Here is a 25,106-nt window from a genome sequence, read left to right as displayed (position 1 = left end):
TTCCGAGTAGGTTTGTGATAAAATCCTCGCTTTTTTATTTTTAGGCTCGGGAAGAACTAGTCACTCCCCTGACTAGTTCTTTATTCCATATGAGTCTTTTTAATGATGGATTGGATGCTTTTCATTATAGATCATATGGGGCTTTTTTGGTACTCAAAAGGCCCTATATGATCTATGGTGGAGTTACCCACTACAGAAATTATAGAGCCTCAAAATCCTTCTTTTAAAGTTGTCACCTTTCTGATTCCAAAGGCATTTCGTTTAATAACCTTGATGAGGTTATTCCTAACTCAGCTTGAAGTAACAATAAAACAAGAAGTGACACATCAGAAACCTTAGATAAGCCAACATTTTTACGATGTTTTAGTGATTTGGGACAATAATCACGATACCATTGAGAACATATTTGAGTTAATTGTGCCATACTCCATTGTAAATGATGGGATTTTGCAGTATACTGTAAGTGGCTCAAGAGAACTACCTCCTGTCTGTTTTGTCACTTACAGTATAGCTCTTTTGGGCTTTTTAGTATACTTTGACATCAACTAGCACCACGGGTAAGTATAGTATAGCACATAGAAATTAAAAGAACCTGAGACAAAACCACCCATGCAAGACAAAAAGCAACGGATTTGATGCTGTTGCTTTTTGCTTTATAGAGATAGTCTTGCTAAAATATAATTGCCTAAAAAATATTAGAAAGGCTAATCCGACAAATACTTTGACGCTACTCCCTTTTCTAGAAACTTACCCTCACAATCTCAAGACAGTCGTGGCTGATGCAGGAACGGCAGTGAGGAAAATCTTCTCAAGCTAGATGAGGCTAGTGTGTCCCACTACATCAAATACAATCAATTTGACCGTGAACAGAAGCGGTCATTCCAGAAACGAGCTGTTAATTGGACCTATGACGAGGAAACAGATGTCTACCAACATCCAGATGGCTTTGTCTAATCTTTTAGTCATACACAATTCCGAAAGACAGCTTCTGGGTTTAAGCAAGAAATCAAGGTTTATCTCGCTGAGGAAGCTGAGGCTGCACCTCAAAAGGGACTCTATATCAATGAGCGTTACCAACAGCTCAAGCAGAAAGAAAGCCAAGCGCTTTTATCTAATCAAGGTCGCGCCATTTTTGCCAAGTGCAAGGTGGATGTGGAACCAGTCTTTGGTCAGATAAAGGCTTGTTTGGGCTACACCAGGTGTAACCTAAGGGGCAGACGTAAGGTAAAAATTGACATGGGACTGGTTCTCATGGCTAACAATCTCAAGAAATACAACAGAAGAATAACGGAAAACTAAAAAGTAGAGGATTCCAAAATCAGTTCTTCTACTTTTTGTCTGGCTGAGATGGGTTTTGTCTCAGGCTCGTTTAGATTTTGGCTATGGGACAATTTTTATATTAGTGATAAATAACAACAAAACTGTAATATAGGTGTAACATATTTTCGTTTTTTTTTGGTAAAATAGTAGATGTCTTATCATGGAGGAGAAGTATTATCGTATGAAGAAAAAATTATTATCTGCTATTTTATTAAGTGGAGTAACATTAGGACCATTATTACAGGCTACACAACTTGTTAATGCAGCTGATTTTGATGCAAAAATTGCTGCTAAGGATTCTGTTATTGCTAGTTTAACTAAGGAACAAGCTGCTGCTAAAGCTCAGGTTTCTTCTGTTCAAGCTCAAGTATCTGCTTTGGAGGCTCAACAAGCTGAACTTACTGCTGAAAATGAACGTTTACAAGAAGAGTCTACCGTATTATCTCAAGAAATTTCAGCATTAGCTGAAAAGATTATTGCTCGTACAGCATCTTTGGAAAATCAAGCTCGCAGTGCTCAAAAAAATAATACTGCAACAAGCTATATTAGCACGATTGTGAATTCAGAATCAGTTTCAGATGCTATTAGTCGTGTTGTAGCTATTAGAGAAGTAGTGTCAGCTAATGAAAAAATGTTAGCACAACAAGAGTCTGACAAAGAGGCTATTGAGAAGAAACAAAAAGCCAATCAAGAAGCTATCAATACAGTTTGGGAGAACCAAGCTGTTCTACAAGATACAGCTATTCAATTAACAACACAAAAAGCTGCGTTAGAAGTTGCAGAATTAAACTTAGCTGCTGAGTTAGCAACAGCAGAGGGTGAAAAGGCATCGTTATTAAATGCTAAAGCAGAAGCAGAGGCAGTAGCTCGTGCCGCAGCAGAGGCAGAGGCCGCAGCTCGTGCAAAGGCAAAAGCAGAAGCAGAAGCCCAAGCAGCATCAATTGCATCTACTAAGTCGTCAGTGGTAGCTAGACCTACTGTTAGTCCTGTTGCATCTACTACTCAAACTGCACCTGTTTCTACTACTCCATCGGCTCCAGTAACTGCATCAGTTGTTGTAGAGTCTAAACCTGTAACGCCAGCGGTTGTTGCGCAATCTAGACCTGCGGAAACACCAACTGCTCCTATATCACAACCTGAACCTGTGGTTACACCAACTGCTCCTGCAGCACAACCTGAACCTGTAGTTACGCCTGTTTCTACTGCAGTAACTTCAGCATCAGCTACAGCTAATGTTAATACAGCTGGTAATACTTACCCTATTGGTCAGTGTACTTGGGGAGTGAAATCGTTAGCTCCTTGGGCTGGTAATTACTGGGGTAATGCAAATCAATGGGGAGCCAACGCGCAAGCTGCTGGGCATTCTATTGGTAATGTACCTGTTCCAGGTGCGATAGCAGTTTGGCCTGCTGGAAGTTTGGGTCACGTGGCTTATGTGACTGCTGTTGAAGGCAATAATAAGATTCAAGTTTTAGAATCTAATTATGCGGGTAATATGTCTATCGGTAATTATCGTGGTTGGTTTGATCCTACAAGTCCAATGTGGGGTGGATCAGTTTACTATATTTACCCATAATATAAAGTATTCTATGAATAAAGGCTCTTTGTCAACTGTAGTGGATAGATGAAAAGCTAACATCTGGAGAGAATCACATTGGTTCTCTCCTTTTTGATGTTCAAGGCAATCAAAATCCTTCTTTTAAAGTTGTCATCTTTCGGAATCCAAAGGCATTTCGTTTAATGACTTTGATGAGGTTGTTTGTCGCCTCAAGTTTGGCATTTGAATAGGGAAGCTCAAGGGCATTGATAATCATGTCTTTGTCTTTTAAAAAGGTCCTAAAGACCGTCTGAAAGATAGGATTCACCTTTGGCAGTGCCTCGTGTATCAGGTCAAAGAAATGCTCAGTCTGTTTTTCTTGGAAGTGAAAGAGCAGTAATTGATAGAGTTCGTAATGTTCTCTAAGTTCTTGGGAATAGCTGAGCAGCTTAGTGAGGATTTCTTGATTCGTCAAGTGCATGCGAAAAGTCGGGCGATAGAAGCGTTTGAATGCCTTGTATTCCTGCAATTTTCTGATTAATAATAACAGGATAGTCTAGCTTAGGGATGATTTCCTAGCGGCTACCTGTGTCCATATTCTCCACAATAGCGATATTTAGGTCTTTTATTCCTAGTGGGTTTGTGATAAAATCCTCGCTTTTTTATTTTTAGGCTCGGGAAGAACTAGTCACTCCCCTGACTAGTTCTTTATTCCATATGAGTCTTTCTAATGATGATCTGGATGCTTTTCATTATAGATCATATGGAGCTTTTTGATACTTAAAAGGCCCTGTAATCTCTATGGTGGAGTTACCCACTATAGAAATTATAGGGCTGTTTTTATTGTGATGATATTATTTATTTGACAGCTGAGGTTTTCGGTAAAGCCTTTTTAGTATGGGGTTCATGAGTTTCTTTTTTAGGTGTTATTTTTTTAGGAGTTGGTTTAAGTGTAGCTGTTGTTTTTTGATTATGGTCATTTTCCTCTTTTATTGTTGTGTTTTCAGTTGGTTTTGAGGTTAGCTCTACACCTAGAATTTGTGTCTTGGTTGAAGAAGAGTTTTCTTTATTATCATGGTTAATATTTAATTCTGGTGTAGTTGTTTTATCAGAAATATTAGGCTTTTTGGTATCATTATGTTTGTTATTGTTTTCCTCAATTTTAGGTGTATCTTTGCCTGTTTGAGTTTTGTCATTGCTATCTTCTTTTACTTCCTCTATTTTTGAGGGTTCATCAGTTTTACCGTTATTTTCACTTGTTTCAGTGTTATTAAGGTTATTTACTGAGCTTTCTTCCGTTGGTTTAGTTTCTTCAGTTTTAGGTTCAGTTTCTTTTGGTTGTGGGTTATTTTCTAATGTAGATGTTTCGCCACTTCCAATCAAGTCAGGTTTAGTATTATTTTCAGTAGTTGTTTCTGCTTCAGGTTTAGTATCATTTTCAGTAGTTGTTTCTGCTTCAGGTTTAGTATCATTTTCAGTAGTTGTTTCTGCTTCAGGTTTAGTATTATTTTCAATAGTTGTTTCTGCTTCAGGTTTGGTATCATTTTCATTAGTCTTTTCAGGCGTTGTTGTTTCTACTTCAGGCTGTGTTGCCTTTATTTTATCTAATGGTTGACCTTCACGTTTATATTTCCCTTTTTTGTCATACTTTAATTCACATGCTATATCATTTTTATCGAAGTCCAATTTAGGTCTATATCCGACTTCTCCACGTTTGATATTAGCATAGCCTGCAGCCCAAGCCTCAGAGCAACTATTGAATTTGATTTCTTCGGTATTGTTAGCTGATGTGATTTGAGTAACTGATAGTGAAGAGAAGATTAAGGTAGATAGCAATAGATATTTGGCTTTTTTCATGATTGAGCTCCTTATAATAATTATTTTTAATAATATTATATCAAAAGAATAACGTTTACACAAACAATGACAATAACGCTCAATAAATTTATATTAATAGTCTATGTTGATTGATAAAAAGATGATTTTCTGCAAGGGGGAGTCAAATAATCTATAAGTCACCTAGTTGCTAGTTTACAAAAATCATTGAAAAAAAGGTTAAAAAGGTTTACAATATAAGGTGACTAAAACGATGGAGGAAATCATGTCATACTCTAATTTAAAACTGTTTGCCTTATCTTCAAACAAAGAATTGGCAAAAAAGGTTGCTGATACAATGGGGATTAGTCTTGGGAAGTCAAGTGTTCGTCAATTTTCTGATGGGGAAATTCAAGTGAATATTGAGGAGTCAATTCGTGGGCATCATGTCTACATTTTGCAATCAACGAGTTCGCCTGTTAATGATCATTTGATGGAAATTTTGATTATGGTAGATGCTTTGAAACGTGCCAGTGCTGAAACAATTAGTGTTGTCATGCCATATTATGGTTATGCTCGTCAGGATCGTAAGGCACGTTCGCGTGAGCCAATTACATCTAAGTTGGTAGCGAATATGTTAGAAGTTGCCGGTGTTGATCGCTTGTTGACAGTTGATTTACATGCTGCACAAATCCAAGGTTTCTTTGATATTCCAGTTGATCATCTGATGGGAGCGCCGTTGATTGCTGATTACTTTGTTCGTCGTGGTATGACTGGTAGTGATTATGTGGTTGTTAGTCCTGACCATGGCGGTGTGACTCGTGCGCGTAAATTAGCGCAATTCCTCCATACTCCAATTGCTATTATCGATAAGCGTCGTAGTGTTGATAAGATGAATACCAGTGAGGTTATGAATATTATTGGTAATGTTGCAGGCAAGACATGTATCCTTATTGATGATATGATTGATACTGCGGGTACTATTTGCCATGCGGCAGATGCTTTGGCTGAAGCTGGTGCAGTTTCGGTTTATGCAAGCTGTACACATCCTGTATTATCTGGCCCAGCATTGGATAATATTGAAAAATCAGCGATTGAGAAACTTGTTGTTTTAGATACGATTTATATGCCTGAGGAACGCTTGATTGAGAAGATTGAGCAAATTTCGATTGCTGATTTGATTGCTGAAGCGATTATTCGTATTCATGAAAAACGTCCATTATCACCTCTTTTTGAGTTGCATAATGTATAGTAATGATTGTTTAGACTGGCTGTTTAGCCAGTCTTTTGTGTAAGGAGGCTATTATGTATTTAGTATCAGTAGAGGTTGTCTTGAAAGACCATTTGATTCTTAAAATATGGCATCATTTAACTAATCATACGGTATACGCTTTGGTTGAGAATGTCTATAGACCATCAGAGTTGATGAAGGATTTTCCTCACATGTATCCTAGAAGTTATCAAACTGAGGAAGAGTTTCAAAGTGATAATGCTTGTTATGATCTTATTAGAATACAATTATTTCCAGAATTTAAAGAAGATGAGGCAGATGATGTTATGATGTCGGAATTTGTTTTTATGGCTGAAAGTTTGGTGGAACATCGTTTAGAGACTGCTCATGCTGTTATTGTCAACTATGATTGCAAATTTAGACGATTACTGATGTCTTATGATTATAAACATCCTAAGAAGTCCTTGGAGAAATGTTATAAATACTTACTATCTTGTGCTGAAAATCCTCCTGAATTACGGGGAGATATTTATCATTTCGGGCATTTTTAATCTACTTTTTTAGGTGATAGTGTTTCTGTGTGTTTTAGGGTATAATATAGTCATTGATTAGTGGCTAAAACTAGCCTTATAAAGATGGAGGTTATATGTCTTTAGAAAAACGATTTAACCCTAATTTAGGTAAGATTGAAGTGTCAATGATTCGTCAGTTTGACCAATCTATTTCGCACATTCCTGGTATCTTAAAACTCACTCTTGGAGAGCCTGATTTTAATACGCCAGACCATATCAAGGAGGCTGCTAAGCAGGCGATTGATGAAAACCATAGTCACTATACTGGTATGGCAGGTTTACCAGCATTACGTCAGGCGGCTGCTGATTTTGTAAGGGACAAATACAATCTTGATTACAATGCTGAAAATGAGGTCTTGGTGACAATTGGTGCGACAGAAGCCCTATCGGCCACTTTGACGGCAATCTTAGAGCCTGGTGATAAAGTATTGTTACCAGCGCCAGCTTATCCAGGTTACGAGCCAATTGTCAATCTAGTGGGTGCTGAGATTGTTGAGATTGATACACGGGATAATGATTTTATTTTGACCCCAGACATGCTTGAAAAAGCCATTTTGGAACAAGGAGATAGTCTTAAGGCAGTCTTGTTGAACTACCCGACTAATCCTACTGGTGTGACTTATTCACGCCAACAGATTGCTGATTTGGCAGATGTGTTGCGGAAATATGACGTCTTTGTGGTGAGTGACGAGGTGTATTCGGAACTCACTTACACAGATGAACCTCATGTGTCGATTGGTGAGTTTTTACCTCGACAGACGATTGTAATCAATGGGTTATCGAAAAGTCATGCCATGACAGGCTGGCGTGTAGGCTTTATCTTTGCCCCTGCTTTTATGACAGCTCAATTGATTAAGAGTCACCAGTACCTTGTGACCGCAGCGACAACAAGTGTTCAATATGCAGCCTTGGCAGCTTTAACAGTGGGTAAAGATGATGCCAAACCAATGGCTCAAGAGTATATCAAACGCCGTGATTATATTGTTGACGAACTAAGACAGTTAGGGTTTGGGATTATCAAGCCTGATGGTGCCTTCTATATTTTTGCTAAGATTCCTGTTAAGGAAGGACAAGATTCGTTTGCTTTCTTGAAAAAATTAGCTGAGGAAGAAGCTGTTGCCTTTATCCCAGGAGTGGCGTTTGGTCAATATGGTGAAGGTTATCTCCGGATTTCTTATGCGGCTAGTATGGAGACCATCAAAGAAGCAATTAGTCGTTTGAAACGTTTTATGAGCCAGTATGAAAAGGATTGAAAGTAGGGGCATTGTTCTTTACAATCGTCCTTTTCGTGAAGATGACCGATTGGTTAAAATCATGACGGAGTTAGCTGGTAAGCGTATGTTTTTCGTGAAACATATCAGCAAGTCAAAACTAACCTCAGTGGTGCAACCTTTGGTAATGGCTGATTTTATCTTAAATATCAATGATGCTGGTTTGTCGTATATTGATGATTATCATGACGTGACCCTCTTTAAACGCATCAATAGTGACTTATTTTTGCTGTCTTATGCGACCTATCTTGTTGCCTTGGCAGATGCAGCAGTGGCTGATCAAGTTCATGATGCCCAACTCTTTGCTTTTTTGGTTAGGACTTTAGAGTTGATGGAAGATGGGCTTGATTATGAAGTACTGACCTTTATTTTTGAGGTGCAGATTTTGGAGCGTTTTGGTGTTTCACTAAATTTTCATGAATGTGTGATTTGTCATCGTGTTGGTCAAGCTTTTGATTTTTCACATCGGTACTCTGGGCTATTGTGTCCTAACCATTATACTGAGGATCGGTATAGGAGCAATCTTGATCCTAATGTGCCTTATTTAATGGCTAAGTTTCAGATGATGTCCTTTGATGATTTGGGTCGAATTGCGCTCAGTTCTGAGATGAAGCAAAAGTTGCGACGCTTTATTGATATGATTTATGAGGATTATGTCGGTATTCGCTTGAAAAGTAAGAAGTTTATTGATGATTTGGGTCAATGGGGAGAGATTATGAAATCATAAGGGATTTCATAAAATGAGGATTAAATAATGAAGATTATTGCAGTAGATGCTATGGGTGGGGATAATGCCCCTCAGGCAATTGTAGAAGGTGTAAATAGAGCTGTTGCTGACTATTCAGATATTCAGATTCAGCTGTACGGGGATGAAAGTAAAATCAAGCCTTATTTGACACCGTCAGATAGGGTGTCCATTGTTCACACGACAGAAAAGATTGATTCAGATGATGAGCCTGCTAAAGCGATTCGTCGAAAAAAAGAGGCTAGTATGGTATTGGCAGCTAGAGCAGTCAAAAATGGAGAGGCACATGCCGTTCTATCTGCTGGCAATACAGGTGCCCTTCTGGCAGCAGGTATTTTTGTTGTGGGTCGTATCAAGGGGATTGATAGACCTGGTTTGATGTCAACCTTGCCAACAACAGACGGTCAGGGATTTGATATGATGGACTTGGGTGCTAATGCTGAAAATACAGCCAAGCATTTGTATCAGTATGCGGTTATGGGTTCGTTCTATGCTCAAAAGGTGCGTGGCATTAAGCAGCCCCGTGTGGCTTTGTTAAATAATGGCACGGAAAGCAGTAAAGGTGATACGCTTCGCAAAGAGGTTTTTGCTCTCTTGTCAGAAGATACTAGCCTTAACTTTATTGGCAATGTTGAAGCCCGTGAGTTACTAAATGGTGTGGCTGATGTGGTTGTGACAGATGGTTTCACTGGTAATGCCGTTTTGAAATCGGTTGAGGGAACAGCTATTTCTATCATGTCTCAACTCAAAACAGCCATCAAGACAGGAGGTTGGAAGGCTAAAATTGGTGCCCTATTCTTAAAGGATAGTCTTTCTCAACTCAAATCTCGCCTTGATTACAGTTCTGCAGGAGGTGCTGTCTTACTTGGATTGAAAGCTCCTGTAGTGAAAAGTCATGGCTCTAGCGATGCTGGTGCTATTTACCATACCATCAAACAAATTCGCCAAATGCTTGATAGTCAAGTTGTGGCAGAATCTGTACAGGTTTTTTCAGAAGAATAAGAGATGCCGTTCGTGAATAACGAACGGTTTTTTAATAATGTTTGCGTATGTTCTGTTTTTTGTTGAAAAGAGATAATCTGTATGCTAGAATAAGGTTAAACAAAAACGAAAGGCGAATAAAATGACATCCAGAAACCTAATTTATTCGGGGAAAGCGAAAGATATTTTTGCTACTAATGATACAGATGTGATCTTAGCTCATTATAAGGATCAAGCCACAATGTTAAATGGCGGCCGTAAAGAAGAAATTACAGGTAAGGGGCGTTTGAATAATCAGATTTCATCCTTGATTTTTGAACATTTGAATAGGTCAGGTATCGAGACGCATTTCATCAAAAAAGTGTCAGAAACTGAGCAGCTGAATCATAAGGTAGATATCATTCCCTTGGAGGTAGTCTTGCGAAATTATACAGCAGGGTCTTTTTCGAAGCGTTTTGGTGTGGCAGAAGGTGTGAAGTTAGAGACGCCTTTGGTTGAGTTTTACTATAAAAATGATGAGTTGGACGATCCTTTCATCAATGATGAACATATTGCCTTTCTAGGCATTGCGACTGAGGAAGAAGTGGCTGTTTTGAAAGAGCAAACACGTCGGATTAACGAGGTTTTGACAGATTTATTTGCGCGAATTGGGCTTACTCTGATTGATTATAAGTTAGAGTTTGGTCGTGATAAGGATGGTCGAATTATCTTGGCAGATGAGGTGTCTCCTGATACAAGTCGTCTTTGGGATGCAGATGGCAATCACATGGATAAAGATGTTTTTCGTCGTAATCTAGGGTCTTTGACAGATGTTTATACGATAGTATTGGAAAAGTTGCAAGGGTTAAAAGGATAAACTATGAACAAGCGTATTTTTGTTGAAAAGATATCTGATTTTCAAATCAAGTCTGTGGATTTGGTACATCGTTTACAGTATCAGTTACAGTTAAAGAGTTTAAAGCAGGTTCGTCTGGTTCAAGTATATGATGTGTTTGGTTTGAGTGAGCACTTGTTTGAGAAGGCTGAGAGACACTTGTTTTCTGAAGCAGTGACGGATACGGTCTTAAGTGATGGGGATGTGGCTAACTTATTAGTCAATCCGCATTTTGCTATTGAATCCTTACCTGGTCAATTTGACCAACGCGCAGCCAGTGCTCAAGAGGGGCTTTTCTTGCTCGGAGCCTTAGATGATGTAGTGGTCAAATCAGCTCAGCTTTATGTGGTCAATGCTGATATTGAACAGGCTGAATTTGAAGCGATTAAGGCTTTCTTACTCAATCCTGTGGATTCACGATTTAAGGATATGAGCAAAGAGCTTGTCTTAGAAGATTTCTTGTCAGCTCGTTCAGATATTCCTCATTTAACGGTTTTTGAACATTACAAGGCAGATGACTTTGCAGCTTACAAGGCTCAAGAGGGTTTGGCGATGGAAGTGGCTGACTTACTCTTTATTCAAGAGCATTTCAAGTCTATCGGGCGCGTGCCAACAGAAACAGAATTGAAGGTGTTGGACACTTACTGGTCTGACCATTGCCGACATACGACTTTTGAAACAGCCTTAACACATATTGATTTTTCAGCGTCTGCTTTTGAGGAGCAGTTGCAAGCGACTTATGATAAATACATTGCTATGCGTGCTGCATTAGGTCGTATGGACAAACCACAGACCTTGATGGATATGGCAACGATTTTTGGGCGTTATGAGCGTGCCAATGGTCGCTTGGATGATATGGAAGTGTCTGATGAAATCAATGCTTGTTCGGTTGAGATTGATGTGGACGTTGATGGTGTCAAAGAGCCTTGGCTATTGATGTTTAAAAACGAAACCCATAACCATCCGACCGAAATTGAGCCTTTTGGTGGTGCTGCGACGTGTATCGGTGGTGCCATTCGTGACCCCTTGTCAGGTCGTTCTTATGTGTACCAAGCGATGCGGATTTCAGGTGCTGGAGACATTACCCAACCGATTTCAGAGACTCGTCAGGGCAAATTGCCACAGCAGGTGATTTCTAAAACAGCAGCTCATGGCTATTCATCATATGGCAATCAGATTGGTCTAGCAACAACCTATGTCCGTGAGTATTTCCATCCAGGATTTGTTGCTAAACGTATGGAATTAGGTGCTGTTGTAGGGGCAACTCCAAAGGTAAATGTTAAGCGTTTGAAGCCAGAAGCTGGCGATTGCGTCATCCTTTTAGGTGGAAAAACAGGTCGTGATGGTATTGGTGGAGCAACAGGGTCTTCAAAAGTGCAGACAGTGACCTCTGTTGAAACGGCTGGTGCTGAAGTCCAAAAAGGCAATGCCATTGAAGAACGTAAAATTCAGCGCCTGTTCCGCCAATCTGAAGTGACCCAAGTGATTAAGAAATCCAACGACTTTGGAGCAGGTGGTGTCTGTGTTGCCATCGGTGAATTGGCAGATGGCTTGGAAATTGATTTGAATAAGGTTCCGTTGAAATATGCTGGGTTGAATGGGACAGAGATTGCCATTTCAGAAAGTCAAGAACGTATGGCAGTGGTTGTCGCACCAAAAGATGTTGATGCCTTTATTGTAGCAGCGGCTAAGGAGAATATTCATGCTGTTGTAGTGGCGAAGGTGACTGACAAACCACATCTTGTGATGACATGGAACGGTCAGGTGATTGTTGATTTAGAGCGTGCATTTTTGAATACTAATGGTGTTCGTGTCGAAGTAGCTGCCAAGGTCGTTGATAGTGCAGAATGTTTACCTTATCAGATAAGCACATCTGATGAAACTCTGGAACAGGACTTATTGGCTTTATTATCTGATTTAAACCACACGAGCCAAAAAGGGTTACAAACGCTTTTTGATAGTTCGGTTGGATGTTCAACAGTAAACCATCCTCTTGGTGGCCGTTATCAGCTGACACCAACGGAAGCATCCGTCCAGAAATTACCTGTTCAACATGGGGTGACGACAACAGTATCTGCGATAGCTCAAGGTTACAACCCTCATCTTGCTTCTTGGTCACCTTATCACGGTGCAGCGTATGCAGTCATAGAGGCGACAAGTCGTCTTGCAGCGACAGGCGCAAATTGGCAATCGGCTCGCTTTTCTTATCAAGAATATTTTGAACGAATGGATAAACAGGCAGAGCGTTTCGGTCAGCCAGTAGCTGCCTTACTCGGTTCTATTGAGGCGCAGGTGCAACTTGGTTTGCCATCTATTGGCGGCAAGGACTCCATGTCTGGTACCTTTGAGGAGTTGACTGTACCACCAACCTTAGTTGCCTTTGGAGTAACAACAGGTCATGTTGACCGTATCTTGTCACCAGAGTTTAAGTCGGCAGGAGAATATATCTACTACATTGAAGGTATTGAGTTTGGTAAAGATATCTCTTTTGATAAGGTACGTGCTAATCTGGAGCTCTTATCAAGCATTCAACAACGTCATACTGTGACTGCTACGGCATCAATTAGGTATGGAGGTCTTTTAGAAAGTCTTAGCTTGATGATGGTTGGTAATCGTATCGGTGCGACTGTTCAAGTAGACCAATTAGCTACTGCTCTAAAAGGGCAACTGGCAGGTTTTATCTTTACTAGTCCAGAGGAGATTTCAGGACTTGTCAACCTTGGTCGTACGACAGATGACTTCGACTTAGTGGTTAATGGACAAGGTTTATCAGGAGATAGGATACTATCAGCCTTTGAAGGAACATTGGAAGCTATTTACCCAACGGTCTTTGCCCAATCTAATCATCTTTTAGAAGTGCCAGAAGTGGTGACAAATCCTGCTTTGGTAGCCAAGGAACAAGTAGATAAACCTCTGGTCTATATCCCAGTATTCCCAGGAACAAACTCTGAATACGATTCGGCTAAAGCCTTTGAGCAAGCTGGGGCAGAGGTTGTTATGCTACCATTTAGGACTTTGACTCAAGATGTGATTGCCCAATCGATTGATGAGATGGTGGCAACTATTGCTAAAGCCAATATTATTTTCTTCGCGGGTGGCTTTTCAGCGGCGGACGAGCCTGATGGTTCAGCCAAGTTTATCGTCAACATTTTGTTGAATGACAAGGTGCGTGCAGCGATTGATGCCTTTGTTGACAAAGGTGGTCTTATCATTGGGATTTGTAATGGTTTCCAAGCCCTTGTCAAATCTGGTTTGTTGCCTTACGGGAACTTTGAAGAAGCGACTGAAACGAGTCCAACCCTCTTCTACAATGATGCCAATCAACACGTTGCCAAGATGGTTGAGACACGCATTGCTAATGTCAACTCACCATGGTTGGCTGGTGTCAATGTTGGTGATATTCACACCATTCCAGTATCACACGGTGAGGGTAAATTTGTTGTGAGCGATGAAGAATTTACAATCCTTCGTGATAACGGGCAAATCTTTAGCCAATATGTTGATTTTGAAGGCAAACCAAGTATGGATTCACGTTACAATCCAAATGGCTCTAGTCATGCTATTGAAGGTATTACCAGCCCAAATGGGCAAATCATTGGTAAGATGGGACACTCAGAGCGCTATGAGACAGGCTTGTTTAAAAATGTCCCAGGGCAGAAAGACCAGTTTTTGTTTGCCAGTGCAGTGAGATACTTTAGACAAGACTAATCATCACTTTTCTAGTCTGTATTGTGCGACGTGGAGTGATGTTGAACAACGTTTTAAAAAGGAACAATCATGGTATATGAAGTAAAATCTCTTAATGAAGAGTGTGGTGTCTTTGGCATTTGGGGGCATCCTCAAGCATCACAAGTGACGTATTTTGGTCTCCACAGCTTGCAACACCGTGGGCAAGAAGGTGCCGGTATTTTATCCAATGACAAGGGGCAGCTCAAGCGATTTAGAGACACAGGCTTGATTGCTGAGGTCTTTAAAAATCCTGCTGATTTAGAGCAGCTAACAGGAACAGCGGCTATCGGCCATGTACGCTATGCGACTTCTGGCAGTGCCTCTATCCACAATATCCAACCTTTCTTATTTGAGTTTTCCGATATGCAAGTTGGCTTAGCCCACAATGGCAACTTGACAAACGCTGTGAGTTTGAAGTATGAATTAGAACAAGCTGGAGCGATTTTTTCAAGCACATCAGACACCGAAATCCTCATGCATCTCATTCGTCGTAGTCAGGCACCAGATACCATGTCTAAAATCAAGGAGGCGTTAAACACAGTCAAAGGAGGCTTTGCTTACCTCATGATGTTAGAAGATAAGCTAGTGGCAGCTCTTGACCCGAATGGTTTTCGCCCACTGTCGATTGGCAAGATGAAAAATGGAGCTTGGGTGGTTTCCAGTGAGACCTGTGCCTTTGAGGTTATCGGAGCAGAATGGGTGAGGGATTTACAACCTGGTGAACTTGTGACCATTGATGATGAGGGTGTGCATTACGATACCTACACAGAGGATACTCAGTTAGCTATTTGCTCAATGGAGTATGTTTATTTTGCCCGTCCTGACAGTGTGATTCACGGTGTCAATGTCCATACAGCCCGTAAGGAAATGGGACGATGTTTGGCGCGTGAGGCTAAGATAGATGCTGATATTGTGGTGGGCGTGCCTAATTCATCCTTATCGACAGCCTCAGGCTACGCGGAAGAATCAGGTCTGCCTTATGAAATGGGCTTGATTAAAAACCAGTATGTTCAAAGAACCTTTATCCAACCAACTCAAGAACTCCGTGAACAAGGCGTTCGAATGAAACTGTCAGCTGTATCTAGTGTTGTCAAAGGCAAGCGGGTGATCATGGTTGATGATTCTATCGTGAGAGGGACAACTAGCCGTCGTATCGTTCAGCTCTTGCGTGATGCAGGAGCCACAGAAGTTCACGTCGCTATTGGGAGTCCAGAGTTGAAATACCCTTGTTTTTATGGAATTGATATTCAAACCCGTCGTGAGTTGATTTCAGCTAATCATACTGCTGAGGAGGTCTGTGAGATTATCGGTGCAGACAGCTTGACCTATCTCTCGTTGGAGGGGTTGATAGACTCTATTGGTATAGAGACAGATGCACCAAAAGGTGGGCTCTGTGTCGCTTACTTTGATGGTGAGTTTCCAACCCCACTATACGATTACGAAGAAGAATACCTCCGTAGTTTGCAAGAAAAGACCAGTTTTTATATTCAAAATGTCAAGAAGTAGCATGATGTGCTAGTTGAGTGAAGAAAAGAGAGGGAAAACAAATGTCAAAAAATGCCTATGCCCAATCAGGTGTGGATGTTGAAGCGGGATACGAAGTCGTCGAACGGATTAAAAAGCATGTCAAACGAACAGAACGCTTAGGTGTTTTAGGGGCACTAGGTGGCTTTGGTGGCATGTTTGACCTATCGCAGTTGGATGTCAAAGAGCCTGTATTGGTCTCAGGAACAGATGGTGTCGGCACAAAATTGATGTTGGCTATTAAGTACGACAAACACGATACCATTGGTCAAGATTGTGTGGCCATGTGTGTCAATGATATTATCGCAGCGGGTGCCGAGCCACTTTACTTCCTAGACTATATCGCGACGGGTAAGAATACTCCAGAAAAACTGGAGCAGGTTGTAGCAGGTGTCGCTGAGGGTTGCGTTCAAGCTGGTGCTGCTCTCATTGGTGGTGAGACAGCTGAAATGCCTGGGATGTACGGTGATGATGATTATGATTTGGCAGGTTTTGCAGTTGGTATCGCTGAAAAATCTCAGTTGATAGATGGAAGCAAGGTCTCTGAGGGCGACATCCTACTTGGTCTTGCTTCAAGTGGTATTCATTCTAATGGTTATTCTCTGGTACGTCGTGTCTTTGCTGACTATTCTGGTGATGAATACCTTCCCGAACTTGAGGGCAAAACCTTGAAAGAGGTTCTGTTAGAACCCACTCGTATCTATGTTAACGCCGTTTTACCATTGGTTAAAAAAGGCTTAGTTAATGGGATTGCCCATATTACAGGTGGTGGCTTTATTGAAAATATTCCTCGTATGTTTACAGACCATTTGGCTGCTGAAATAGACGAAGAGGCGATTCCAGTGTTACCAATTTTCAAGGCTTTAGAAAGCTATGGCCGGATTAAACATGAGGAAATGTTTGAGATTTTCAACATGGGCATCGGTCTCGTTTTGGCGGTCAGTCCAGAACATCTTAAAGCTGTTAAAGGCTTGTTAAACGAAGAAGTCTATGAGATCGGACGGGTTGTTCCTAAGACAGACCTAGGTGTGGTTATCAAATGAAGAAAATAGCAGTCTTTGCCTCTGGTGGCGGTACGAATTTTCAGGTGATTGCAGAGCAATTTCCAGTGAGCTTTCTTTTTTCAGACCATAGAGATGCCTATGTGCTAGAGCGTGCCAAGCAGTTATCGGTGCCGTCGTTTAGCTTTGAATTACAGGAGTTTGAGAGCAAGGTCGCCTATGAAGAAGCCCTTTTAGCCTTGCTTGACCAACATGAGATTGACTTGGTGGTTTTGGCAGGTTACATGAAAATTATCGGACCTACCCTATTAGCTCGCTATGAAGGTCGGATGATTAACATTCATCCAGCCTATCTTCCTGAATTTCCAGGAGCCCATGGCATTGAGGACGCTTGGGAGGCAGGTGTTTCAGAGAGTGGTGTGACTGTTCATTGGATTGATAGCGGTGTTGATACAGGGAAAATTATCAAACAGGTTCGCGTGCCAAGATTGGCTACAGATACTAGGGCAGACTTTGAAGCACGGATTCACGAAGCGGAGTATCGCTTGTATCCAGAGGTGATTAGGGAGTTGATATGATAAGGCTTGAAATGATTACAGAAGATAATTTTTATCAAGTGATAGGCTTGAAAGTAGCTGATGAGGAACGAACATTTGTAGCGTCAAACGTGCAATCCTTAGCAGAATGTTGGCTATATCGTGATAATGGAGATGTTTTTCCTTATGCCATCTATGCAGAGGACAGCTTGGTGGGCTTTGTCTTGATAGATGTTGATGATGACGACAGTACCTATATGATTTGGCGATTGATGATTGATGAGGCTTATCAAGGTAGGGGCTACGGTCGTCGGACACTTGAGCATCTGATTCAACAAGCCAGAACGTTAAATTATCATCGCTTACGTGCAGACTATGTCACTGAAAATGCCAAAATGGCTCACCTACTAACTCGTCTAGGGTTTGTCAAGATAGGTGAAGATGAAAAAGAGCAATGGACAGTGCTTGATTTAAGGAGAAAAAACGGAGAATAACATGACCAAACGTGCTTTGATTAGTGTGTCAGATAAGACGGGCATTATTGCCTTTGCCCAAACATTGCGAGACTTGGGTTGGGAGATTGTCTCAACAGGTGGAACAAAGACTACCCTTGACAATGCGGGTGTAGAAACCATTGCGATTGATGATGTGACAGGTTTTCCAGAAATGATGGACGGTCGTGTTAAGACCCTTCATCCGAAGATTCATGGTGGCTTGTTGGCACGTCGTGATTTGGATAGCCATTTGACAGCGGCTGAACATCATGAGATTAGCTTGATAGATTTGGTGGTTGTCAACCTTTATCCATTCAAAGAGACCATTTTACGTCCGGATGTGACCTATGATTTGGCGGTTGAAAACATTGATATTGGTGGGCCGTCTATGCTTCGTTCGGCAGCGAAAAACCATGCGAGTGTGACGGTGGTTGTTGACCCGACTGATTATCAAATAGTTCTCTCTGAACTATCGCAGACAGGTGAAACAACTTATGTGACACGTCAACGCTTGGCAGCTAAGGTGTTCCGTCACACAGCTGCTTATGATGCCTTGATTGCTGACTATTTTACCAAGGCAGTGGGTGATGAAAAACCAGAAAAACTCACCCTGACCTATGACTTAAAACAACCGATGCGTTATGGGGAAAATCCTCAACAGGAAGCTGATTTCTACCAATCAGCCCTACCAACAGACTACTCAATTGCCTCAGCCAAACAACTCAATGGTAAGGAATTGTCGTTCAATAATATCCGTGATGCTGATGCGGCTATTCGCATCATTCGTGATTTTAAAGACCAACCAACAGTTGTTGCCCTCAAACACATGAACCCTTGTGGTATCGGTCAGGCGACAAGGATTGAGGAAGCTTGGGACAATGCTTATGAAGCTGACCCAGTATCGATTTTTGGTGGAATTGTCGTCCTTAACAGAGAAGTCGATGCTCCAACAGCTCAAAAAATGTCAGAGATTTTCCTTGAAATCATCATTGCACCGAGCTATTCAGAGGAGGCTCTGGATATCTTGAAACAAAAGAAAAACTTGCGTGTTTTAGCCTTGGCTTTTGATGCTCAAGACCAATCGCAAGTTGAAAAAGAATACACAGGTGTGGTCGGTGGCCTTTTGGTCCAAGACCAAGATGTGATTGCCGAAAATCCAGAGAATTGGACAGTGGTGACCGACCGTCAACCGACAGAACAGGAGCAAGTTGCCTTAGCTTTTGCTTGGAAGGCTTGTAAATATGTCAAGTCAAATGGTATCATTATTACAAATGATAAGATGACCTTGGGCGTTGGGCCAGGTCAGACCAATCGTGTCGGAGCAGTCCGCATTGCGATTGAGCAAGCCAAGGACCGTTTAGACGGAGCAGTCTTGGCGAGTGATGCCTTCTTCCCATTTGCAGATAATGTGGAAGAAATCGCAAAATCAGGTATAAAAGCCATTATCCAGCCTGGAGGCTCAGTCAGAGACCAAGAGTCTATTGATATGGCAAATCAGTATGGTCTGACCATGATTTTCACTGGCGTGAGACATTTCAGACATTAAGAGAGGTCTTATAGTGGAGGAGGAGAGCAGGTAATCAGACCTTTGGTATAGGGTGATTCTTCTTGCCTCCTTTTTCACTAGATGGTTTGGAAATGGTAGAGAGAAATCGTGTTAGGGAGTTTGGATTATGAAATTATTAGTTGTTGGCTCAGGAGGTCGTGAACACGCGATTGCCAAAAAATTGCTTGAGTCAAACGCAGTCACAGATGTGTTTGTTGCCCCTGGCAATGATGGAATGACATTAGATGGCATACAATGTGTGCCTATACAGATAACAGCTCATGATGACTTGATTGCTTTTGCGAAGGAACAGGAGATTGCTTGGACATTTGTAGGGCCAGACGATGCTCTAGCGGCCGGCTTAGTCGATGATTTTCAGGCGGCAAGCTTGACTGCTTTTGGTCCTTCTCGCTTGGCTTCAGAATTAGAATGGTCAAAGGATTTTGCCAAGCAGATGATGGTCAAATACCATGTCCCGACAGCTGCTTTTGAGACCTTTAGCGATTTTGAGGCTGCAAAAGCTTATATCGAAAGTAAGGGAGCACCGATTGTCGTTAAGGCTGACGGTCTAGCACTGGGCAAGGGAGTTGTGGTTGCGGAGACCGTTGCAGAAGCTATCGAAGCCAGTCGTGAGATGTTACTGGACAACAAATTCGGTGATTCTGGAACACGTGTGGTCATCGAAGATTTCTTGGCAGGTGAGGAATTTTCGCTATTTGCCTTTGTCAATGGGGATAAGTTTTACCTCATGCCAACTGCACAGGACCACAAGCGAGCCTTTGATAATGATGAGGGGCCAAATACAGGTGGTATGGGAGCATACTCGCCTGTCCCTCATCTCTCACAGGATGTGGTGGATAAGGCTATTGAGACCATTATCAAGCCTATTTTGCAGGGCATGATTGCCGAAGGTCGTCCCTATCTAGGTGTCATCTATGCTGGTTTGATTGTGACAGCTGAAGGGCCTAAGGTGATTGAGTTCAATGCCCGTTTTGGTGACCCAGAAACACAGGTGATTTTACCACGATTGACCTCTGATTTTGCTGACAACATTAGCGCTATCCTAGAGGGTCGTGAGCCAGAGATGACCTGGGTGGATAAAGGTGTGACACTAGGCGTTGTAGTGGCTTCTGATGGCTATCCTTTAGCCTATGACAAGGGTGTCCGTCTGCCAGAGAAAACATCAGGAGACGTTGTGACCTACTATGCAGGTGCGGCATTTAATGAGGATAAGGCTCTGGTGTCAAATGGCGGTCGTGTTTACATGTTGGTAACCACTAAGGAAACGGTTGCTGAAGCCAGAACCACTATTTATACCCAACTAGAGCAGCAAACAACAGATGGTCTTTTTTACAGAAAGGATATTGGTAGTAAAGCCCTATGAGTCAAGCAGTTATTTCAATTATTATGGGAAGTAAGTCGGACTGGACAACCATGAAAAAAACAGCTGACCTTTTGGATCAGTTTGGTGTTGGTTATGAAAAGAAGGTTGTCTCTGCCCATCGTACGCCCGACTTGATGTTTAAGCATGCCGAGGAAGCTCGTTCGCGTGGGATTAAAATCATCATCGCTGGTGCAGGCGGTGCAGCTCATTTACCAGGTATGGTGGCAGCTAAAACAAGCCTACCTGTCATTGGTGTGCCTGTCCAGTCTCGTGCTCTCAGTGGTCTGGATTCGCTGTATTCCATTGTCCAGATGCCAGGTGGTGTCCCTGTCGCAACCATGGCGATAGGAGAAGCAGGTGCTACCAATGCAGCCTTGACAGCTCTTCGTATTCTAGCTATTGAAGATGTGGCACTGGCAGAGCGTTTGGAGGCTTTTGCCAAGGAGCAAGGAGAGATTGCGGAGGCGTCCACAGATGAGCTTATCTAAAACCATTGGGATTATTGGAGGCGGTCAACTGGGTCAGATGATGGCTATATCGGCTATCTATATGGGGCATAAGGTCATGACTTTAGATCCGTCACCAAATTGTCCAGCTAGCCGTGTGAGTCATCAGATTGTGGCAAACTATGATGATGTGACAGCTTTGAGAAGGTTAGCAGAAGCCTGTGATGTCTTGACTTACGAATTTGAAAATGTCGATGCTGATGCTCTTGACCAAGTGGTCACAGAAGGCCAGTTGCCACAAGGGACAGACTTGCTTCGCATCTCGCAAAATCGTATCGCAGAAAAAGCCTTTCTCACAGAAAAGGCAGGAGTGACAGTTGCTCCTTACAAGGTTGTGACCTCAAGTGCTGATTTGGATGGCATTGACTTGAGCAAAACCTATGTGCTCAAAACCGCGACTGGTGGCTATGATGGTCATGGGCAAATCGTCATTCGCTCGGAGGCTGACTTACCACAAGCTCGTGAATTAGCAGACAAGACAGACTGTGTCCTTGAAACCTTTGTCAGCTTTGATAAGGAAATTTCAGTCCTGATTTCAGGCAATGGTCAGGACGTCACCGTCTTTCCAGTTCAAGAAAATGAGCACCGTAACAATATTTTGTCTAAAACCATTGTCCCAGCCCGTATTAGCGATGAACTAGCCAAGAAGGCTCAGGATATGGCGCGTGCGATTGCTGAACAGTTACAGTTAGCAGGGACGCTTTGCGTGGAGATGTTTGTGGCAGGCGACGATCTCTTGGTCAACGAAATCGCCCCACGTCCCCACAATTCAGGTCATTATTCCATTGAAGCTTGCAACTTCTCGCAGTTTGACACCCATATCAGAGGCATTCTCGGTGAGCCTCTACCAGCGATTGAACTCCTCAAACCAGCTCTGATGCTGAACGTTTTAGGGCAGGACTTGGCGGACGCTCAAACCTTTTGTACCCAAAACCCTAGCGCACACCTCCACCTTTATGGTAAACTAGAAGCAAAGCATAATCGCAAAATGGGACATGTGACGGTGTTGACCGATGATGTTGAGGTTGGGTTGTAGGAGGTTCTAAATGTTAAAAATCATAGTACATGCCTTTGTGGAAAATGGTCAAACTGGTGTTGTGGAAGTTGTTTATGCCAGTCATGACGAGAATAAAGTCAATGAGGTTTACACAAGTTTGACACAGGCACACCCCGAAGACTACCTAGCGATTTATGACTTGCCCTTAGATACTGATTTGACCAAGTTATCCCACTATCCATCGGTAGCGATTGGAAAAGAGGAGTTTGAGTAGACTGGAGTATCTATGACGATTAAAAATAGAAAAGAGAGTATGATGAAGCCGATTATTTCTAAAACACCAGAGTATCCCTCTGAACTATCCACTGATGAGGTTAGGTTTTTAACGGAGGCAACTTTCGAGCGTTTTGTTAAGCCAAAACCTTGTGACGCCTTGTTTGTTTTTAGTGGAACTCACCCAGGACATTGGACGAAAGCCATTGATGCTTACCAAAAAGGTTATGTGAATAAGATTATCGTTACAGGTGGTAGAAGCTTAACAGGTACAGCTCATGAGGATTGGACTGGTGAAACAGAAGCGTCTGTTATTTGTCACCATCTCCTAGAAGCAGGTGTGCCAAAAGATGCGATTGTATTTGAAGATAAATCGACTAATAGTTTGGAAAATGTCCTATATGCCAAAGATGTTTTTGACTTTGATAGTATTAGGACGTTGATGGTTGTTTGTAAATCCCACACCGCAGGTCGCCAAATGAGAACCCTAGCACAACATTTGCCAAAGCATATCACTTTTGTTCCATATCCCTTCAATGCCACTTACAAAGGTGATGACATCTCAAGGGATAATTGGACGATGACAGAGATTGGCAAATCACGGGTTTGGGGAGAGTATCTAAGACTGTTGCATTATGGTGAAAAAGGGGACATCTTACCACTAGATAACCCTCTGTCATTAGACTTAGAGTTATTAACTGCTGACAGTTAATCAGTAAGTGCGTTTTAAAAAGGAGAACACATGATTGAACGTTATTCCCGTCCAGAGATGGCGGCGATTTGGAGTGAAGAAAACAAGTACAAGGCTTGGCTTGAGGTTGAGATTTTAGCTGATGAGGCTTGGGCTGAGTTGGGTGAAATCCCTAAGGAAGATGTGGCCTTGATTCGTGAGAAAGCTACCTTTGACATCGCTCGTATCTTGGAGATTGAAGAAGAAACCCGCCATGACGTTGTGGCCTTCACTCGTGCGGTTTCTGAAAGCCTTGGCGAAGAACGCAAGTGGGTGCACTACGGTTTGACCTCGACAGACGTTGTTGATACGGCATACGGCTATCTCTACAAGCAAGCCAACGACATCATTCGTGAGGACTTGAAGCGTTTCACAGACATTATCGCAGATAAGGCACGTGAACACAAGTACACCATCATGATGGGACGGACACACGGTGTCCACGCAGAACCAACAACCTTTGGGCTTAAGTTAGCGACTTGGTACAGTGAAATGAAGCGCAACATGGAGCGTTTTGACCTTGCTGCCAAAGGTGTTGAAGCAGGCAAAATCTCAGGTGCTGTAGGTAACTTTGCCAATATTCCACCTTTTGTTGAAGAATACGTGTGTGACAAGCTTGGCATTCGTGCGCAAGAAATCTCAACCCAAGTTTTACCTCGTGACTTACATGCCGAATATTTCTCAGTGCTAGCCTTGATTGCGACATCGATTGAGCGTATGGCAACAGAAATCCGTGGTCTGCAAAAATCTGAACAACGTGAAGTGGAAGAATTCTTTGCCAAAGGTCAAAAAGGTAGCTCGGCCATGCCCCACAAACGTAACCCAATCGGTTCTGAAAATATGACAGGCTTAGCGCGCGTGATTCGTGGTCACATGGTAACTGCCTTTGAGAATGTCTCGCTCTGGCATGAACGTGACATTTCGCATTCATCAGCTGAACGCATCATCACACCAGATACCACGATTTTGATTAACTACATGCTCAACCGTTTTGGCAATATCGTGAAAAACTTGACCGTATTCCCGGAAAATATGAAGCGTAACATGGAGTCGACGTTTGGCCTCATTTACAGCCAACGTGTGATGCTTAGCCTCATTGAAAAAGGCATGACCCGCGAAGAAGCCTATGATTTGGTTCAGCCAAAGACAGCTTACGCATGGGACAACCAAGTGGACTTCAAACCCCTCTTGGAAGCAGATGAGAAAGTCACTGCCAAAATCACCCAAGCAGAGCTTGATGAGCTCTTTACCCCAGATTATTATGCCAAACGAGTCGATGACATTTTTGACCGTTTAGGCTTATAACAATCACCTCTCGATAATAGCCATATCGAGAGGTTTTTCATAGACATGACAAATCTGTCCTGTCAGAAATCTCGGAATTTTTTTACAATCAATGTATCAAATGTAACGAGGTATTCACATGGAAACAAAATTCAAAAAGCTTTACCAAGAGGTTAGACCAATCGTTTTGAAAATGCGTCAATCTTATCAATTACGTTTGTGGGAGAGAGATGACTGGGATCAAGAAGGCATGATTATTCTGTATCAATTGGTTTGTCAAAAACCAGAAATTGTGGATAGTCAGCTAGTATTTACCTATTTTAAAACTAAATTTAGCAATCATATCAAAGATCAGCTCCGTAAACAAGAAAGTCAAAAGCGTCGTCTCAATAAAGTGGCTTATGATGAAATTGGTGAAGTTGGCCATCGTATTCCATCACGAGAGATGATGGTAGCAGAACGTATTGCTTATGAAGAGATGCTATTGTACATTGAGGCACAGTTGACAGAACATGAAAAAGAATTGATGAACAGGGTTATGGCTGGTGAAAGTTTTGCAGGAAAAGCAAAGTTTATCCGTAAATTGAAACAGATGATGAGTGACTATGATAGCGTATAAAAATAAGGAGTTGGGGTTCAAAATATCCTGGCTCATTTTTATTTAGCTTGCCTGTTATAAGCCAAGTTACTTTCGTTCTTATTTTTTAATCTGTGTGTTATAATTGAAAGATATTTTTATTTTACAAAAAATATCAG

The 25,106-nt window shown here is 41.9% G+C and carries 21 protein-coding genes and 3 pseudogenes; 21 read left to right on the top strand and 3 right to left on the bottom strand.

Going from position 1 to position 25,106, the window contains the following annotated elements:
• Positions 1 to 268: 268 nt before the first annotated feature.
• Positions 269 to 472 (bottom strand): annotated as a pseudogene (locus ACVRZH_RS03330) (IS982 family transposase); the annotation flags it as partial.
• A gap of 231 nt (positions 473 to 703) precedes the next feature.
• Here ACVRZH_RS03330 and ACVRZH_RS03325 point away from each other — a divergent pair.
• A pseudogene (locus ACVRZH_RS03325) lies at positions 704 to 1,299 on the top strand (transposase); the annotation flags it as partial.
• 202 nt (positions 1,300 to 1,501) lie between these two features.
• Positions 1,502 to 2,896, top strand: coding sequence for a CHAP domain-containing protein (locus ACVRZH_RS03320; protein WP_447453905.1), 1,395 nt, complete (start codon positions 1,502 to 1,504; stop codon positions 2,894 to 2,896).
• Between the two features lie 56 nt (positions 2,897 to 2,952).
• Here the strand turns inward: ACVRZH_RS03320 and ACVRZH_RS03315 are convergent.
• Positions 2,953 to 3,392 (bottom strand): annotated as a pseudogene (locus ACVRZH_RS03315) (transposase); the annotation flags it as partial.
• A gap of 323 nt (positions 3,393 to 3,715) precedes the next feature.
• Positions 3,716 to 4,714 (bottom strand): excalibur calcium-binding domain-containing protein, encoded by a 999-nt coding sequence (locus tag ACVRZH_RS03310; protein ID WP_447453904.1) that lies wholly within the window; start codon positions 4,712 to 4,714, stop codon positions 3,716 to 3,718.
• 244 nt (positions 4,715 to 4,958) lie between these two features.
• On the opposite strand from ACVRZH_RS03310, the gene ACVRZH_RS03305 reads away from it, so the two are divergent.
• From ACVRZH_RS03305 to ACVRZH_RS03215, 19 genes are all read left to right on the top strand, one after another.
• Positions 4,959 to 5,924: a ribose-phosphate diphosphokinase gene (locus ACVRZH_RS03305; protein WP_447453903.1), complete on the top strand. Its 966-nt coding sequence runs from the start codon at positions 4,959 to 4,961 to the stop codon at positions 5,922 to 5,924.
• Positions 5,925 to 5,977: 53 nt separating this feature from the next.
• Complete coding sequence (locus ACVRZH_RS03300; RefSeq protein WP_447453902.1) at positions 5,978 to 6,454, top strand: hypothetical protein; 477 nt, start codon at positions 5,978 to 5,980, stop codon at positions 6,452 to 6,454.
• A 95-nt stretch (positions 6,455 to 6,549) separates the two neighbouring features.
• Positions 6,550 to 7,728 carry a pyridoxal phosphate-dependent aminotransferase gene (locus ACVRZH_RS03295; RefSeq protein WP_447453901.1) on the top strand — a complete coding sequence of 393 codons (1,179 nt, stop codon included), beginning with the start codon at positions 6,550 to 6,552 and terminating at the stop codon, positions 7,726 to 7,728.
• Positions 7,715 to 8,473 carry a DNA repair protein RecO gene (gene recO, locus ACVRZH_RS03290; RefSeq protein ID WP_447453900.1) on the top strand — a complete coding sequence of 253 codons (759 nt, stop codon included), beginning with the start codon at positions 7,715 to 7,717 and terminating at the stop codon, positions 8,471 to 8,473. Before ACVRZH_RS03295 ends, recO begins: the two co-directional genes overlap by 14 nt.
• Positions 8,474 to 8,500: 27 nt before the next feature.
• Entirely contained in the window at positions 8,501 to 9,493 is a 993-nt protein-coding gene (gene plsX / locus ACVRZH_RS03285; RefSeq protein ID WP_447453899.1) for a phosphate acyltransferase PlsX, read from the top strand.
• A gap of 121 nt (positions 9,494 to 9,614) precedes the next feature.
• Entirely contained in the window at positions 9,615 to 10,328 is a 714-nt protein-coding gene (purC, locus tag ACVRZH_RS03280; RefSeq protein ID WP_447453898.1) for a phosphoribosylaminoimidazolesuccinocarboxamide synthase, read from the top strand.
• A 3-nt stretch (positions 10,329 to 10,331) separates the two neighbouring features.
• The gene (locus ACVRZH_RS03275; protein ID WP_447453897.1) at positions 10,332 to 14,054 is read left to right on the top strand and encodes a phosphoribosylformylglycinamidine synthase; all 3,723 of its coding nucleotides are present in this window, start codon (positions 10,332 to 10,334) and stop codon (positions 14,052 to 14,054) included.
• 69 nt (positions 14,055 to 14,123) lie between these two features.
• A complete protein-coding gene (gene purF, locus ACVRZH_RS03270; protein ID WP_447453896.1) occupies positions 14,124 to 15,581 on the top strand; it encodes an amidophosphoribosyltransferase in 1,458 nt (485 codons plus the stop codon).
• 41 nt (positions 15,582 to 15,622) lie between these two features.
• Positions 15,623 to 16,642 carry a phosphoribosylformylglycinamidine cyclo-ligase gene (gene purM / locus ACVRZH_RS03265; protein ID WP_447453895.1) on the top strand — a complete coding sequence of 340 codons (1,020 nt, stop codon included), beginning with the start codon at positions 15,623 to 15,625 and terminating at the stop codon, positions 16,640 to 16,642.
• Positions 16,639 to 17,178, top strand: a complete 540-nt coding sequence (gene purN, locus ACVRZH_RS03260) for a phosphoribosylglycinamide formyltransferase (RefSeq protein ID WP_447453894.1) — start codon at positions 16,639 to 16,641, stop codon at positions 17,176 to 17,178. Before purM ends, purN begins: the two co-directional genes overlap by 4 nt.
• Positions 17,175 to 17,630, top strand: a complete 456-nt coding sequence (locus ACVRZH_RS03255) for a GNAT family N-acetyltransferase (RefSeq protein WP_447453893.1) — start codon at positions 17,175 to 17,177, stop codon at positions 17,628 to 17,630. Before purN ends, ACVRZH_RS03255 begins: the two co-directional genes overlap by 4 nt.
• A gap of 1 nt (position 17,631) precedes the next feature.
• The gene (gene purH / locus ACVRZH_RS03250) at positions 17,632 to 19,176 is read left to right on the top strand and encodes a bifunctional phosphoribosylaminoimidazolecarboxamide formyltransferase/IMP cyclohydrolase (RefSeq protein ID WP_447453892.1); all 1,545 of its coding nucleotides are present in this window, start codon (positions 17,632 to 17,634) and stop codon (positions 19,174 to 19,176) included.
• 127 nt (positions 19,177 to 19,303) lie between these two features.
• Positions 19,304 to 20,560 carry a phosphoribosylamine--glycine ligase gene (gene purD, locus ACVRZH_RS03245; RefSeq protein WP_447453891.1) on the top strand — a complete coding sequence of 419 codons (1,257 nt, stop codon included), beginning with the start codon at positions 19,304 to 19,306 and terminating at the stop codon, positions 20,558 to 20,560.
• The gene (gene purE, locus ACVRZH_RS03240; protein ID WP_447453890.1) at positions 20,557 to 21,048 is read left to right on the top strand and encodes a 5-(carboxyamino)imidazole ribonucleotide mutase; all 492 of its coding nucleotides are present in this window, start codon (positions 20,557 to 20,559) and stop codon (positions 21,046 to 21,048) included. The genes purD and purE overlap by 4 nt, the downstream gene beginning before the upstream one ends.
• On the top strand, positions 21,035 to 22,102 hold the full coding sequence (gene purK, locus ACVRZH_RS03235; protein WP_447453889.1) for a 5-(carboxyamino)imidazole ribonucleotide synthase: 1,068 nt from the start codon (positions 21,035 to 21,037) through the stop codon (positions 22,100 to 22,102). The genes purE and purK overlap by 14 nt, the downstream gene beginning before the upstream one ends.
• 10 nt (positions 22,103 to 22,112) lie before the next feature.
• Positions 22,113 to 22,337, top strand: a complete 225-nt coding sequence (locus ACVRZH_RS03230) for a phosphoribosylaminoimidazole carboxylase (protein WP_447453888.1) — start codon at positions 22,113 to 22,115, stop codon at positions 22,335 to 22,337.
• Positions 22,338 to 22,379: 42 nt separating this feature from the next.
• Complete coding sequence (locus tag ACVRZH_RS03225; protein WP_447453906.1) at positions 22,380 to 23,048, top strand: YdcF family protein; 669 nt, start codon at positions 22,380 to 22,382, stop codon at positions 23,046 to 23,048.
• 30 nt (positions 23,049 to 23,078) lie between these two features.
• The gene (gene purB, locus ACVRZH_RS03220; RefSeq protein ID WP_447453887.1) at positions 23,079 to 24,371 is read left to right on the top strand and encodes an adenylosuccinate lyase; all 1,293 of its coding nucleotides are present in this window, start codon (positions 23,079 to 23,081) and stop codon (positions 24,369 to 24,371) included.
• Between the two features lie 118 nt (positions 24,372 to 24,489).
• Positions 24,490 to 24,969, top strand: a complete 480-nt coding sequence (locus tag ACVRZH_RS03215) for a sigma-70 RNA polymerase sigma factor region 4 domain-containing protein (RefSeq protein ID WP_447453886.1) — start codon at positions 24,490 to 24,492, stop codon at positions 24,967 to 24,969.
• Positions 24,970 to 25,106 lie beyond the last annotated feature (137 nt).

The sequence above is a fragment of the Streptococcus fryi genome (assembly GCF_053206505.1).
This window is presented reverse-complemented; position numbering and strand designations above follow the sequence as displayed.

Coding starts and splice junctions, on each gene's coding strand:
- ACVRZH_RS03295 (WP_447453901.1), top strand. CDS start 6,550: ATGTCTTTAGAAAAACGATTTAACCCTAATTTAGGTAAGATTGAAGTG.
- purN (WP_447453894.1), top strand. CDS start 16,639: ATGAAGAAAATAGCAGTCTTTGCCTCTGGTGGCGGTACGAATTTTCAG.
- purK (WP_447453889.1), top strand. CDS start 21,035: ATGAGCTTATCTAAAACCATTGGGATTATTGGAGGCGGTCAACTGGGT.
- purM (WP_447453895.1), top strand. CDS start 15,623: ATGTCAAAAAATGCCTATGCCCAATCAGGTGTGGATGTTGAAGCGGGA.
- purF (WP_447453896.1), top strand. CDS start 14,124: ATGGTATATGAAGTAAAATCTCTTAATGAAGAGTGTGGTGTCTTTGGC.
- purB (WP_447453887.1), top strand. CDS start 23,079: ATGATTGAACGTTATTCCCGTCCAGAGATGGCGGCGATTTGGAGTGAA.
- ACVRZH_RS03225 (WP_447453906.1), top strand. CDS start 22,380: ATGAAGCCGATTATTTCTAAAACACCAGAGTATCCCTCTGAACTATCC.
- ACVRZH_RS03310 (WP_447453904.1), bottom strand. CDS start 4,714: ATGAAAAAAGCCAAATATCTATTGCTATCTACCTTAATCTTCTCTTCA.
- purE (WP_447453890.1), top strand. CDS start 20,557: ATGAGTCAAGCAGTTATTTCAATTATTATGGGAAGTAAGTCGGACTGG.
- ACVRZH_RS03305 (WP_447453903.1), top strand. CDS start 4,959: ATGTCATACTCTAATTTAAAACTGTTTGCCTTATCTTCAAACAAAGAA.
- ACVRZH_RS03275 (WP_447453897.1), top strand. CDS start 10,332: ATGAACAAGCGTATTTTTGTTGAAAAGATATCTGATTTTCAAATCAAG.
- purD (WP_447453891.1), top strand. CDS start 19,304: ATGAAATTATTAGTTGTTGGCTCAGGAGGTCGTGAACACGCGATTGCC.
- ACVRZH_RS03230 (WP_447453888.1), top strand. CDS start 22,113: ATGTTAAAAATCATAGTACATGCCTTTGTGGAAAATGGTCAAACTGGT.
- ACVRZH_RS03300 (WP_447453902.1), top strand. CDS start 5,978: ATGTATTTAGTATCAGTAGAGGTTGTCTTGAAAGACCATTTGATTCTT.
- ACVRZH_RS03255 (WP_447453893.1), top strand. CDS start 17,175: ATGATAAGGCTTGAAATGATTACAGAAGATAATTTTTATCAAGTGATA.
- ACVRZH_RS03320 (WP_447453905.1), top strand. CDS start 1,502: ATGAAGAAAAAATTATTATCTGCTATTTTATTAAGTGGAGTAACATTA.
- purH (WP_447453892.1), top strand. CDS start 17,632: ATGACCAAACGTGCTTTGATTAGTGTGTCAGATAAGACGGGCATTATT.
- plsX (WP_447453899.1), top strand. CDS start 8,501: ATGAAGATTATTGCAGTAGATGCTATGGGTGGGGATAATGCCCCTCAG.
- ACVRZH_RS03215 (WP_447453886.1), top strand. CDS start 24,490: ATGGAAACAAAATTCAAAAAGCTTTACCAAGAGGTTAGACCAATCGTT.
- recO (WP_447453900.1), top strand. CDS start 7,715: ATGAAAAGGATTGAAAGTAGGGGCATTGTTCTTTACAATCGTCCTTTT.
- purC (WP_447453898.1), top strand. CDS start 9,615: ATGACATCCAGAAACCTAATTTATTCGGGGAAAGCGAAAGATATTTTT.